The following is a 13,211-nucleotide window of genomic DNA, read 5'->3' as shown; positions in this document are numbered from 1 at the left end:
AAATAGAATATATGAAATTAAAGAAATTTGAAGGAAACCCGATTCTTTCTCCGTCGGAAAAGAATGATTGGGAATCTTTGGTGACTTGTAATCCTGGCGTGTTCTATGATAACGGTATGTTTTATATGTTATATCGTGCTGCAGGTAACGATAGAGAACATGTTATCCGCTTGGGATTGGCTACGAGCAGGGATGGGTTTTATTTTGAAAGACACTCGGATCAGCCGGCTTTTTCTCCGAGTGTCGATGGGCCTGATTCCGGATGTGTGGAAGATCCTCGTATTGTGAAGTTTGATGGTGAGTATTATATTACTTATGCCTATCGGCCGGTACCACCCGGGCAGTATTGGAAGTTTGGGCATGATGAAGTTTTACTTCCTGAATGTGGTAAGTATGCTCCTGCAGCTATTGCTAAGAATTTGGGTAATACTGGGTTGGCTGTTACTACAGATTTTTGCCATTTTCGCCGTTTGGGACGTTTGACTTCACCGGTGCTTGATGATCGCGATGTGATTCTTTTTCCCGAGAAGGTAAACGGACAATTTGTTATGTTACATCGCCCCAAGCAGTATATTGGCGAAAAATTTGGTGTAGAATACCCTTCTATCTGGATAAAGTTTTCGGATGATTTATTAGATTGGGAGGGTAAGGAAAGCCATCTTCTTCTGACAGGACGTGAAAATACTTGGGAGGAAAAGATTGGTGGAAGTACTCCTCCCCTGAAAACGGATAAGGGTTGGTTGATGCTCTATCATGGTGTGGAGCATGGCGGAAAAGGGTATTATAGGGTGGGGGCTTTATTGCTCGACTTGGATAACCCTCTGAAAATACTAGCCAAAACGCATGAATCAATTCTCGAACCGGAAGAGGACTTCGAGATAAACGGGTATTATAACGGTTGTGTATTCCCTACGGGAAATGTGATTGTGGATGATACGCTCTTTGTGTATTATGGTAGTGCGGATAAGTATGTCTGCGTGGCTACCTGCTCTGTAAATGAACTGCTCTCTTACTTGTTGACCGACTGCAAGGTGTAATTAACTGAATCTCCTTTATCTTTTAGTCTTTTAATGCGATGTGTATACACTGTTTATGTGTACATTGGGGAGGTTGCTATGCGAAAAATAGATAATCATAGATTAAATCGTTCAAAAAAGTATAATAATAGAGTAAATAGTGCGAATGAAAATGAAAGGTTATAGTCTATATTTGTATTATCAAATTATCAGTAAAGAATTCAACGCTTAAATTTTATATTATGATGAATAAACAGAAAAAACGGCTTGGTAGCATGTCACTCTGCAAAGTTGTGTTGATATGCCTTTTTTTGTCCGTATTTTCTACCGCATGGGCTGCGGTAGAGCAAACATCTTCCAAGATTACTGTGACTGGAGTGGTTAAAGATGTACAAGGTGAGCCTCTGATAGGAGCTACTATTAAAATTAAAGGTTCGGCTGTAGGAACAGTCAGTGATTTTGATGGGAATTACTCTCTGGCCAATGTGCCGGTGAATGGGGTTTTAGAGTTTTCTTATGTAGGTATGAATAGTATAGAAATATCGGTTTCCGGAAAAAAGGTGGTAAATGCGGTACTTAGTGATGCTACTCAATTACTTGATCAGGTGGTGGTCATTGGGTACGGGTCGGTGAAAAAGAGTGATTTGACGGGATCGGTTGCGACGGTAAAGCCGGAGGCATTAAGTGATATACCGGCTAATTCTGTTGAAGGATTGTTGCAGGGGCGTGCGGCTGGTGTACAAGTAATCAATTCGTCACAGGATCCGGGAGCCGGATCAACGGTTCGTATTCGTGGTAATAGTTCGCTGCGCGGATCCAATTCACCTTTGATTGTGGTAGATGGTTTTCCATTGGGAGATGCCGGTGATTTGAAACAGATTAATACCGATGATATTGTTTCAATGGAAGTATTGAAAGATGCTTCTGCTTCTGCAATTTATGGTTCCAGAGGTGCTAATGGAGTTATAATTGTAACCACTCGAAGGGCGAAAGAAGGAACTACGACGGTATCTGTCAAACAGCAGCTCACTTTCTCCGAATTTTCTTCCAAACTGGATTTGTGGAGAGACCCGGTGATGATGGCAATGTTGAACAATGAGGGACGTGTGAATGGTGGATTACAGCCGCTCTATATCGGTGCAAATAATTCTGCCGGTGTTTATTACCCGTCTATTGAGGAGCTTCAGACTACTTGGACAACCAATACCCGTTGGGATGAATTAGTGTTTAGAGATGCGCCTGTGTCTAATAATACAACAGTTTCTGTCTCCAGTGCTAACGAGAAGACGAGTTTTAACTTGAGTGCTAATTATTATACGGACCAAGGAATGTATATTGATGATGATTATAGTAAAGGGGGGTATAATCTGAATGTCAGTCATAAGATATATAAGAACTTTACGATTCGTGCATCCAATATTCTATATCTTGGCAACCGTAATAACAATGGCGGAATGGCGTATTGGAGAAATCCGATTTATCCTGTGTATAATGAAGACGGAACTTATTATCAGACTACTGCTCAAGATTATAGTCATCCTATCGCTATTCGCGAGCATAAAAAGGATAAAACCAAAATGCTGGATGTTATCTCATCCGGGGCTTTTGAATGGCAAGTGATACCGCAACTTCGTCTCACAAGCCAGTTGAATTATAAATATGGAAAATCTACCAACGACCAGTATCTGCCACAGAAATACACCCAAGTCGGTACGGAGAATCGTGGTAGGGGAGTCATTGGTAACACAGAGAATCAAAATTTTGTTTCCGAAACATTTGCCAATTACTCTCAAATGTTCGGCAAACATGAAGTGGGCGCCATGGTAGGTCATTCTTACGAGTGGTATCAATATCGTGATTCGTATCTGACTGCTAATGGTTTTGTGAATGAAGCATTGGGAAATGAGAATATGGGAGCCGGAGAGAAAGCGAACAATATTATTTCCAACGGGTTCTCGAAAAGTAAACTGGTTTCCGGAATGGCCCGTCTGAATTACACTTATGATAATAAGTATTTGCTTACTGCCACTTTTCGTGCCGACGGTTCTTCTAAATTCGGTAAGAATAACAAGTGGGGGTATTTCCCTTCCGGAGCTATCAGCTGGAAAGCTCACGAAGAGAAGTTTATAAAGAAACTAAATACATTTGATGAATTGAAGTTTCGTTTAAGTTACGGTATTTCGGGAAATCAGGGAATCAGTCCTTATCAGACTCTTAGCCGTTATGGAACGACTAAATATTACCATCAGGGACAATGGCTGACTGCTATCGGTCCCGGGTATGAGTCAGGGCAGTCCGGGCAAGACGGAATCTGGAAAATTTGGAGTGGAATTCCTAATCCGGACTTGAAATGGGAGACAACTGCGCAATGGGACTTTGGTATTGATATGGCTTTCTTTAACAGAAGACTTCGCGTCACTTTGGATATTTACAATAAAGAGACGTCTGACCTGTTGAGAGAAAGAAACCTGGCCCTTTCTTCCGGTTATGACCGCATGTGGGTGAATGATGGTAAGATTCGCAACCGGGGATTTGAAGTAACGATTGACGGAGTTATGGTAGATAAAAAAGATTGGAGCTTGAATGGAACTTTTATATTCTCTATGAACCGTAACAAGGTGCTTGATTTGGGAAGTAGTGTCGAATCGGGTCTATTGAAAGATGCCCGTACGGGAATGGAATATGAAGTTGTCGGTAACTTGAGTGAACAGTATCGCTCTTATACTAATATACTTGCTATTGGCCAACCGATCAATGTCTTTTATGGATATAAATGTGATGGAATTATTCAGACTTTGCCGGAAGGACTTAACGCAGGATTGTCGGGAGAAGATGCTATGCCGGGAGAATTCAAATATGTCAATACGTATGATGGGGACGGGACACAAGGTGTTGTGAATGAAAACGATAAATGTATTATCGGTGATCCTAATCCTGATTTTACGGCAAGTCTGAATCTTTCTTTCCGTTGGAAGAAACTGGATGCGAGTATTTTCCTGAATGGTGTGTTTGGAAATGATGTGTTGAACACCAAGACTTTTGGTGATCCGCATAATGCTGCACTCCGTTGGACACCTGACAACCCGACTAACAAATATCCCAGTCTGCGTGACGGACGTCAGACTCGCTTTTCTGACTATTGGATAGAAGACGGCTCTTTTGTGAGAATCCAGAATCTGACAGTAGGGTATACCTTTGATTTGCCTAAACAGAAAGTGTTTGCCTCGAAAATACGCCTATATATGAATGCTTCCAATTTATATACATTTACCAAGTTCGACGGGTATGATCCGGAAGTCGGGCAAAACGGAATTTATTCCGGTGGGTATCCTCGCTTGAGAAAATGGACAGTAGGTCTTGATATAACATTCTAAATTAAATGATATGAAAAAGAATATATACACTTTCATTTTAATAAGCTGTATCCTGGGCTTTTCCGGTTGCAGTCTTGATGAAGAGCCTTACGGATTCTATTCCGAAGATAACTTCTATAAAACAGAGGGGGATGCAATGGCAGCTATTCATTACGCTTATGCTACTCTTACCTATATCGAGTATTCACGTGCTCTTTATTTCATCGGTGATATGCCTACTGAAATTATGACTACTAAAGGAGATGCCTCCGTTGATAATCGTGCCTTGAATCTGTGGAGAATTGATAACTTTGATACCAATGCTACTTTGGTCAATTTCTTTAAATACTCATTCATAGCTATTAATCGGGCGAATGCTGTCATTAAGAAGATGCCGGGTACGGATATTGATTCCAAGCTAAAGGATCAGTATTTGGGTGAAGCTTATTTTTTACGTGCATACAATTACTTCTGTCTTTCACGTAACTTCGGTTTGGTACCGATGCATTATGGAGTAGTGGAGACATTGTCGCAAACGGGTACTCCTTTGGCAAATAATATGGATGAGATTTATGATTTGATGATTGACGATTGTAAAAAAGCGGAAGAATTGTTGCCTGTATACGCTGCCCCCATAATGGGACGTATCGATAGAGTCGGTGCACAGGCTTTGTTAGCTAAAATCTATTTATATGCAGCTTCTGCCAAAGCAAATAATGTGCCTTTATACAAGGAAATGGCGAAAGATGTCAATTCTCTCTATCAAGATGCTATGACTTATGCCGGAAGAGCATTAGGATTGGATCCGGATTATCCGCAGAATACGTATGGTTTTGAAAGTGATTTGCTCAAGATTTATGATGTAGAGAACTTTGCCGGTAAAGAAAATATTTTCTTGATGTCTATGGATAGAACGGGAGAGGCAGAAGGACAATATTCTAAGATATCCAAAATGTTCCTTCCTTATATTGAGGGTGCTACTATCTGGATCAAGCAAGGAGACAAAGATGAATATATAAAATCTCATGACGGTTGGGGAGAATATCGTACGGAAATGAATTTCTATAATGAGTTTGATGGAAACGATTTGCGTAAGAAAGATCTCATTGTGGACAAGGTGTATAATGAAGATGGAACGGTAAAAGCGGAATGGAAACCGGATGGCGGTGATTTTGAGTACCCCTTCTGCCGAAAATACATCGATCCCAAATTTGATGGGGATAAGACTAGTACACGCCCCTTTCTCATTCGTTTTACTGACATTGCTATGGTGTATGCCGAAGCTGCCGGCCCGACTACCAAAGCTTATGAACTGATAAACTTTATCAGACATAGGGCAGGATTGGGGGATTTGACTCCAGGATTGCCGATAGATGAATTCCGGGAGAAAGTATATGAAGAACGTAAGTTTGAAATGGCTTTTGAAGGAGATCGTATGTACGATATTCGTCGTTGGGGCAGGATTGGAGAAATCAAAGAAGTGAAGGATGCCGGACTAAATGAAAGTCAATATTCTTTCTATCCGTTGCCGCAAACCGAGATTAATCTTAATCCAAGTTTAAGAGAATAATAAAAAATCGTGAGCTATGAATAAACTATTAAAATACACACTGTTTATCCTTTGTATGGGGATAATGCAATCTTGTGTGAAAGACATGCAGGATGATTTGAATGATGGAGGATGGAATAACGAGAGGTCTGTAACGAGTCTTAAATTCAAGAACCAGGTGGGACAGGCTGAAATTGAACGCATTGATGATACAACTGGGGAAGTTACCGTAACCCTTAATGTGGGGGCTATTCCTGATTTGTCGAAAGTTGAAATAGAATCTATCGAATTGTCGTATCAAGCCACAGCTTCTGCAGGTAAAGGCAGTACATTGGATTTTAGTAATCCGGAGCGAAAATCGGTTCTTACTGTAACTTCCGCAACTGGAAAAACACGTGAATATATGATCTATGTGAATGAATTCCGTGAAAGCCTGGAAGGTACATGGTCGATTAATAATTTGATTATTTATGGTGGTACAGGTCCGGAATGGGGTGGCGGAAGAGTTTATCCGTTTATGGACAAATCATGGTGCTGGTATGATGAATATTCCCCGGAAAAAGAGTATGACAATACACTGACCTTTATTATGGAGAATATCACAGATGATGGAAACACATCCGGGAAATGTATAAATGCTGCCGGGCCTGACGGGAAATATGCAGACTTTATATTTAAAGGTTCTTCTAATCCGGCAGATAAGACGGATATTGATCTGAAGAAGTATTATCGGAAAATCCCAGTAGGAGAGAGCCGTTGGATTCGTAATTACAGTTTAGGTACTATTACTTTTATTGATTCGGACGGAAATGAATCGACTGCCGTACTCGAAAATCCGGGAACTTATACATTATTCCAGGGGGGAGGTTATACCAATACGGTAACTTTGCCGAATAATGCTTTCTCTTTCCAAATCAATGGTGTGGATGAGTGGACCTATATTTATACTGATTATGATGTGTTTGCTAAACAGGCACGTAAGTTCTTTGTACTCGTGACAAAAAATGAGGATTAACTAATGGATGATAAAATATGAAGAAATACTTCTTTATTTTTATAGTTGCCTTTTTTGCATCCTGTTCTCCGGTAGAACAGGATGTAATAATCACCATAGATACGGAAACGGTGCTAAATGATTGCTATATAGGCAATGGGGCGCAGTGGGATCCTTATCAACTGGATTATGGCAAAGGTAAACTAACTATTTCGGAAGCTGATTGGGAGAAACTGTATGACAGACTTGATTTTATGCGTCCGCAGTTTATTCGTATCATGATTAATACTTCTTCGTTTGTTGACCAAGGGAGATTGGTGCCGGAACGGGGGATGGAAGTATTATCCAAAATGTTAGACTACTGCCAGAGCCGTAATGTGACTGTCATGTTCGGAGATTGGGGATGGAGTGTCATTCGTGCCCGCGAAGCAGAGATTGACAGTCAAAGTCTTCGTCACGCAGCTGCCTTGGTTGATTATCTGGTTCATAATAAAGGATATTCTTGTATCCGCTATTACAATCTAGTGAATGAGCCGAATGGTTATTGGGCTGCCACTAATAAGAGTTTTCCTCTTTGGGCATCATCTGTCCGGCAGTTTTATCAATATATGAAAGAATTTGACCTGATCGGAGAAGTTGGTATCGTCGGTCCGGATATTGCCATCTGGGATAAAGCGGAGACAGGATGGATAGATAGCTGTGCAGTGCAGTTGAACGAACAAATAGAACTTTACGATATCCATACTTATCCGTCTAAAGTCACCGTTAATTCTGGAGAATATGCAGATATTATTGCTGCCTATAAAGAGAAGATTCCTGAAGGAAAGAAAATCGTGATGGGAGAAATTGGTTTTAAATTTGTGGAAAAGGCTGATTCTTTGTATCAGAAGGAGAATATTCGTAGAGCCGGGAGTAAAGTTAACGCCTCGTTGGAAGATTCGCAGATGTTTGTTTATGATTATATGTATGGAACAGATATGGCAGATGCTCTTATTCAAACTGTCAATACTGGTTTTTCAGGTTCCATTGCCTGGATGCTGGATGATGCCATGCACTCTAATGAAGCACCTGACAAACTGAAGATTTGGGGATTCTGGAATATATTCGGTGAAGAATGTTTCGGAGCAGAAGAGGAAAACGTCCGTCCGTGGTATTATGTCTGGTCGTTACTGACCAAGTATATGCCTGCCGGAACTGCGGTTTATAGAACAGACACCACCGGAGAGCCTTTCGTAAAGGCTGCCGTATCAGGAAAAGATGGGAAATACATGATTGCTTTGGTGAATGTTTCTGATAGTCCGAAAACGGTAAAACTAAAAAGTAATGTTCTTTCTTCTCTGTCAGGTTGTAAGAAGTTCATCTATTCGGACGGTACGTTGAAGCGGAAAGGAGATCATCTCCTTTTGCCGAATGATGAGAACTTGATTCTTCATCTTGAGAAAGGAGAGACAGTGACTATGCCGGCGGAATCACTGATAGTGTATACTAATTACGATTATTAAAAACAGAATGATGAATTTAAAAACAATAATAGGAACTTTTGTGGTGGGGATGTTGCTTGTTTCATGTACGCACTCTGACAACCGGCTGACAGTGAATGTATCTCAAGAGGTTGTTACTTCCGGTTACATAGGAAATGGTGTGGAGTGGGACCCTTACGATGAAGCCGAGTCATGGGGAGCCTCCGTTTCTGACGAAGACTGGCAGAAACTGTTTAAACGCCTTGACTTTATGCGTATGGGGTATGTGCGTTGTATGATTAACAGTCCTTTTCGTTATTATGATCCGCAGACGGGAAAGTATGATAAAACACGTAATATAGCGTCACTTTCCCGCTTGTTGCAGTATTGTACGGATCATAATATTGTGGTGATGTATGGTGAATATAATCCCCCTACTTGGGCTATGAAGGATGAACAATGTTGGGTGGATATGTCTGTCGATTACCTGAATTATCTGGTCAATGATCTTGGCTTTTCCTGTATCAAATATTTTGTGATCTTTAATGAACCTGATGGGAATTGGGCGTCAACTGACGGTGACTATGACCTGTGGAAATCCATGTTACTCCGTTTTGCGGATAAGATGAAAGAATATCCCGGACTAGACGGCAAAGTGAAGTTTGCCGGCCCTGATGCAGTCGTTGATTACAAGAATCCGTCTTCTCCATTTGACGCGGCAGGATGGGTGAAACAGGCGGCCACCGACTTGGATTCGCACATCGGTATTTACGATATTCATGCCTATCCCGGACAACATGAAGTACGTTCTGGGCAATATGCGGAGATTCTGGCTCGCCATAAGGAATTTATTCCTGCTGGTAAAAAGATTGTGTTGGGAGAGGCCGGTTACAAATATTGGCGTGAAGCAGATTCGTTGTTAATGAAAGAGTATAACCGGCGTGTCGAAGGTCATCCGTTTACTAAAGGTACAGATTCTAATATGTTGGTATACGACTATTTTTATGGTCTTGATATGCCATTGCTCTGTATGGAGGTAATGAATGGAGGATATTCGGGAATAGCTGCCTGGATGTTGGATGACGCAATGCACAGTAGCGGTGATTCTGGTAAGACGGAAGATATTAAGCTGTGGGGAATGTGGAATATCTTAGGAGAAGAAGTCTTCGATGACCCTTTGCAGGAAGAAATCCGTCCGTGGTATTACACTTGGTCATTGATGTGCCGTTATTTTCCGACTGGTTCTAATATCCTTAAAACAACGCTTGATCGCACGAAAGGTGTTTATGCGGCTGCTGGAGAATATCAAGGAAAATATGTTTTTGCTGCCGTTAATATAGGAGACGAGGAGCGCTCTTTGGATATTTCTTTGCCTGCTGCTCTCGAGAATGTTTCTTTATATGTATATGAAGAAAGGAATAGGCAAACTAACAATGAAGGACACCCCGTCCCTGTCCAGACAGGATTAACTGTTGATGGAACTTATCAGACTATCCTCAAGGCTCGAAGTTTTATTTTATTAACGAATATAGATTAAAAGACAGATAATTATGAAAAAGCAAATCAATATACTTTTGGTCGGATTAGCATCCGTCTTTATGAGTTGTAGCGATGTGGAAGAGGTATCGGCGCTTTATCCGGAATATGAAGAAGTGAAAGAACTCTCCATTGTAGATAAAAACGCGACTTCCGAGACTAAAGCCTTGTATTCGAATCTTTGGGCTATTCAGTCAAAAGGTTTCATGTTCGGACATCATGATGATCTTTGGTATGGTCGTAAATGGTATAATGAGGAAGGACGCTCCGACACTCATGATGTTTGTGGCGACTATCCGGCGGTTTTCAGTTTTGATGTTGCTGAAATAATGGATGATCGTTATCAGAACCCGGAAAATGAAATCCGTAAAAGAGTCGCTTTAGAGGCTTATGAGCGTGGCGAGGTACTTATTGCATGTGCACATCTGAATAATCCGTTGACCGGAGGTGATTCATGGGATAATTCCAGCAATGAGGTTGTGAAGGAGATTCTTAAAGAGGGAAGTCCTACACATCTTAAATTTAAAACTTGGCTGGATCGTTTGGCGAATTTTGCACTGAATTTGAAAGGTAAGAATGGTGAATTGGTTCCGGTCATTTTCCGCCCTTATCATGAGCATACCCAAACATGGTCGTGGTGGGGGAGTTCATGTACGACCAGTGATGAATTTACTTCCTTTTGGAAATTTACAGTCAATTATTTGCGGGACACAAAAAATGTGCATAACCTTATTTATGCGATTTCCCCGCAAATAGATTCTGTGCAGGGACGTGAGAACTTCCTATTTAGATGGCCCGGCAATGATTATGTAGATTTTTTAGGAATGGATTCTTATCATGGTTTGAGTCCGGTTGTGCTGACTACCAATATGAATACCTTGTCTCGTCTGTCAAAAGAACTGAAAAAACCGTGTGGGGTTACAGAAACTGGAGTAGAGGGTATTCAACGTGATGGTGTTCCGGAGAAAAACTATTGGACACAGCAAATCCTTACCCCTGCTACGGGACAGTTTGTCAGCATGATTGTGATGTGGAGAAACAAATATGATCCTAGTGAAAGTGAGTCGCATTTCTACTCTGTTTTTAAAGGGCATGCCTCTGAAAAGAGTTTTATAAAGATGTATGAAAGTCCGGTTTCGCTTTTCTCTGCCGATTTGCCGGATATGTATACAATGGCTGAAGGAATGAATGTGAAATGATAAACGCGGGTGTCCCAAAAGGCCACCCGCATACAAAATTTCTGTGGTATTTTGAATTTATCTTACGGGAAACAACGTTATCCGTAGGGTACTACATCCATAAGGAATTAATTCGATGTCGTATTCTTTGGGTTCCGGACTATCATGATGTTGTACAAGATAAGCAATAGAACCGGTAGAATTACGGTTTTCTGTCCAGCCGGGCAGTCGGTATGCTTTGCTCCGAATAGTTATGGGAGCATCTGCTGACGTCCATGGATAAGTTGCAATGTTCTTTTTTTTCTCGACGATGAAATTCTTTTCAATACCATCTTTGTGTATTTGGTTGTGTTTGAAAGCAAAATTCCAAGGCGAATCGGTAGTAACCTGGTAATACCATTCTCCATACTGTTCTTGATCTTTAGGTGAGTCGAATGTTTTTTTCTCCCACTTTTCGTTCAGTTTCAGAGCATATACCAGTGGCCCTCTTTCAACAACCGCTCCACCATCAAACCAATGAGATATTGAAATGGTTGCCGGAAACTCGATAGTTATTTTATCATTCTGTTGCCATTCGCGGTTGAGTATAATCATCCGTTCTCCGGTTACATCCGTTTCAATCGTTTGTCCATTGAGATTTACAATTGGTTTTTTACACCATTCGGGTACGCGAAGATGAAATGGGAAAGCGGCTTTCTTTATTTTCTTATCCGGATAAGTGATAGAAAAAGAGACTGTTTCATCGAACGGATAATAAGTTTCTTCCTTAATATTGACCAAGATGTTGTTGGCTACCTGCATTTTTACTTCGGAAGGTGCATATACAAGTGCGGCAACGCCATTATCTACAGTGGCATACCACAAATGTTGTACAAACTTCGGCCATCCTTGGTGCAGATTGGAACTGCAACAGGGATATCCCGTCAGTGTTCCGAAAAGATTATCAGTACCTTCATGGGGTGTGGAGAAGTTGTGGTAATCGTTCACTACTGCAATCTGGTTTACTTGCTGATAATATTGCCTGGCCTGTGCATCGTCTGAAATCTGGGTGGGAAGTGCATTGTAGGCTATTCGTTCCAGTTGGTCAGCCCATTGCATATTGCCTGTAATTTCGAGCATGGTTTCCAGTGAGTACATCATTTCTACCGCAGTACAGAGTTCGGAACCGTATATCGGGTCACCGAAACGAATCAGTTCATCGCCTGCCCAAAGACCTATTGGTGTTCCGATAGTATTGCGAATCGTTTTCATCGCTTTTTCTGCTGCTTCCAGATTCTCCTTGTCCTTGCTTTGCTGGTAATATACGGTAGGTTGTTTGAATCCTTGTGCCAGGTTTACACAATGCAGACTGTGTTGACGATATAAATGATTGTCTTTGGTAAATACATCAGTCCAGTTAACGTTTTGACTATTTAGAAGTTCACCCAGTTCTAACAGGAATTTATCACCTGTAATATTGTATAGCCAGTATACCATCATCAGGTTATCTCCTCCTCGCTGCTCGGCCCAGAAAGTCCATTTGCCCAGCGGGTTTTTCGGCAATTCTTCCAGTTGATATTTAAAATAATTGGTCATAAATGGTATAACCCGTTGATCTTTGGTAGCTGAATAGTATTGTTGCATAATTTTCAATACAACCATTTTGGGCCACCAGTCTCGTGCATTGTCTCTTTGCAGACCAGGTTCGTAGCCTTTGTCGGTATCGGGGCCGAAATATCCATTAGGCTTTTGAGAAGCCAGTGTCCATTCAATCCAGGGCTGTACTTTTTGTTTTAACTCTTTATTATCCAGAATGTAAGCTAAGGGCAACAGTCCGTCAATCCAATACGGGCCACGTTCCCATACATCTCCGTCACCACCTAACCAACCATTGCGCTGTCCCATTACTTTTTCGTAAATACTATCCATGTGACCGGTCATACCGGTAGCCATACGGTTCATTTGTTCTTCGAGCCAACCTTTTGGCTTTATAGTTCCAATGGGCAATTCGACAAAAGGTTTCTGCAACAATGGATAACGGTTGTTGGTGTAGTTAGACACTTTTGTTTGTTGTGCCTGTAGAGGCAGTATTCCTGCAAACAGGAAAAGAAGAATAAGGTTCTTAATTTTGTTTATCATTCTTTGA

8 protein-coding genes are annotated in these 13,211 nt (G+C 41.2%); 7 read left to right on the top strand and 1 reads right to left on the bottom strand.

The genetic code is table 11. From position 1 onward, the window contains the following. Positions 1-11: 11 nt before the first annotated feature. The 7 genes from HMPREF9009_RS03070 to HMPREF9009_RS03040 all read left to right on the top strand — a co-directional run bounded on the left by HMPREF9009_RS03070 (position 12) and on the right by HMPREF9009_RS03040 (position 11,107). Complete coding sequence (locus tag HMPREF9009_RS03070; protein ID WP_049701404.1) at positions 12-1,037, top strand: glycoside hydrolase family 130 protein; 1,026 nt, start codon at positions 12-14, stop codon at positions 1,035-1,037. A gap of 224 nt (positions 1,038-1,261) precedes the next feature. Beyond that, on the top strand, positions 1,262-4,390 hold the full coding sequence (locus HMPREF9009_RS03065; protein ID WP_004302753.1) for a SusC/RagA family TonB-linked outer membrane protein: 3,129 nt from the start codon (positions 1,262-1,264) through the stop codon (positions 4,388-4,390). A 10-nt stretch (positions 4,391-4,400) separates the two neighbouring features. Further along, positions 4,401-5,939 (top strand): RagB/SusD family nutrient uptake outer membrane protein, encoded by a 1,539-nt coding sequence (locus tag HMPREF9009_RS03060; RefSeq protein WP_004317432.1) that lies wholly within the window; start codon positions 4,401-4,403, stop codon positions 5,937-5,939. A gap of 16 nt (positions 5,940-5,955) precedes the next feature. Next, entirely contained in the window at positions 5,956-6,933 is a 978-nt protein-coding gene (locus HMPREF9009_RS03055; RefSeq protein ID WP_049701403.1) for a hypothetical protein, read from the top strand. Between the two features lie 17 nt (positions 6,934-6,950). Continuing rightward, the gene (locus HMPREF9009_RS03050) at positions 6,951-8,414 is read left to right on the top strand and encodes a hypothetical protein (RefSeq protein WP_049701402.1); all 1,464 of its coding nucleotides are present in this window, start codon (positions 6,951-6,953) and stop codon (positions 8,412-8,414) included. 10 nt (positions 8,415-8,424) lie between these two features. Then, positions 8,425-9,909 (top strand): hypothetical protein, encoded by a 1,485-nt coding sequence (locus HMPREF9009_RS03045; RefSeq protein WP_049702223.1) that lies wholly within the window; start codon positions 8,425-8,427, stop codon positions 9,907-9,909. 13 nt (positions 9,910-9,922) lie between these two features. After that, positions 9,923-11,107 carry a glycoside hydrolase family 26 protein gene (locus tag HMPREF9009_RS03040; RefSeq protein WP_015531867.1) on the top strand — a complete coding sequence of 395 codons (1,185 nt, stop codon included), beginning with the start codon at positions 9,923-9,925 and terminating at the stop codon, positions 11,105-11,107. A 57-nt stretch (positions 11,108-11,164) separates the two neighbouring features. Here HMPREF9009_RS03040 and HMPREF9009_RS03035 read toward each other — a convergent pair whose 3' ends face one another. Next, the gene (locus tag HMPREF9009_RS03035; RefSeq protein WP_083444140.1) at positions 11,165-13,204 is read right to left on the bottom strand and encodes a beta-L-arabinofuranosidase domain-containing protein; all 2,040 of its coding nucleotides are present in this window, start codon (positions 13,202-13,204) and stop codon (positions 11,165-11,167) included. Positions 13,205-13,211: the final 7 nt, after the last annotated feature.

It is taken from the genome of Bacteroides sp. 3_1_13 (assembly GCF_001185845.1).
In the GTDB taxonomy this organism is placed as follows: Bacteria; Bacteroidota; Bacteroidia; order Bacteroidales; family Bacteroidaceae; genus Bacteroides; species Bacteroides xylanisolvens.
The sequence above is the reverse complement of the archived record's forward strand: the minus strand, read 5'-3'. Positions and strand labels throughout refer to the sequence as shown.

Excerpts from the sequence above, each read along its gene's own strand:
- HMPREF9009_RS03070 (WP_049701404.1), top strand. The coding sequence starts at position 12 with ATGAAATTAAAGAAATTTGAAGGAAACCCGATTCTTTCTCCGTCGGAA.
- HMPREF9009_RS03065 (WP_004302753.1), top strand. The coding sequence starts at position 1,262 with ATGAATAAACAGAAAAAACGGCTTGGTAGCATGTCACTCTGCAAAGTT.
- HMPREF9009_RS03060 (WP_004317432.1), top strand. The coding sequence starts at position 4,401 with ATGAAAAAGAATATATACACTTTCATTTTAATAAGCTGTATCCTGGGC.
- HMPREF9009_RS03055 (WP_049701403.1), top strand. The coding sequence starts at position 5,956 with ATGAATAAACTATTAAAATACACACTGTTTATCCTTTGTATGGGGATA.
- HMPREF9009_RS03050 (WP_049701402.1), top strand. The coding sequence starts at position 6,951 with ATGAAGAAATACTTCTTTATTTTTATAGTTGCCTTTTTTGCATCCTGT.
- HMPREF9009_RS03045 (WP_049702223.1), top strand. The coding sequence starts at position 8,425 with ATGAATTTAAAAACAATAATAGGAACTTTTGTGGTGGGGATGTTGCTT.
- HMPREF9009_RS03040 (WP_015531867.1), top strand. The coding sequence starts at position 9,923 with ATGAAAAAGCAAATCAATATACTTTTGGTCGGATTAGCATCCGTCTTT.
- HMPREF9009_RS03035 (WP_083444140.1), bottom strand. The coding sequence starts at position 13,204 with ATGATAAACAAAATTAAGAACCTTATTCTTCTTTTCCTGTTTGCAGGA.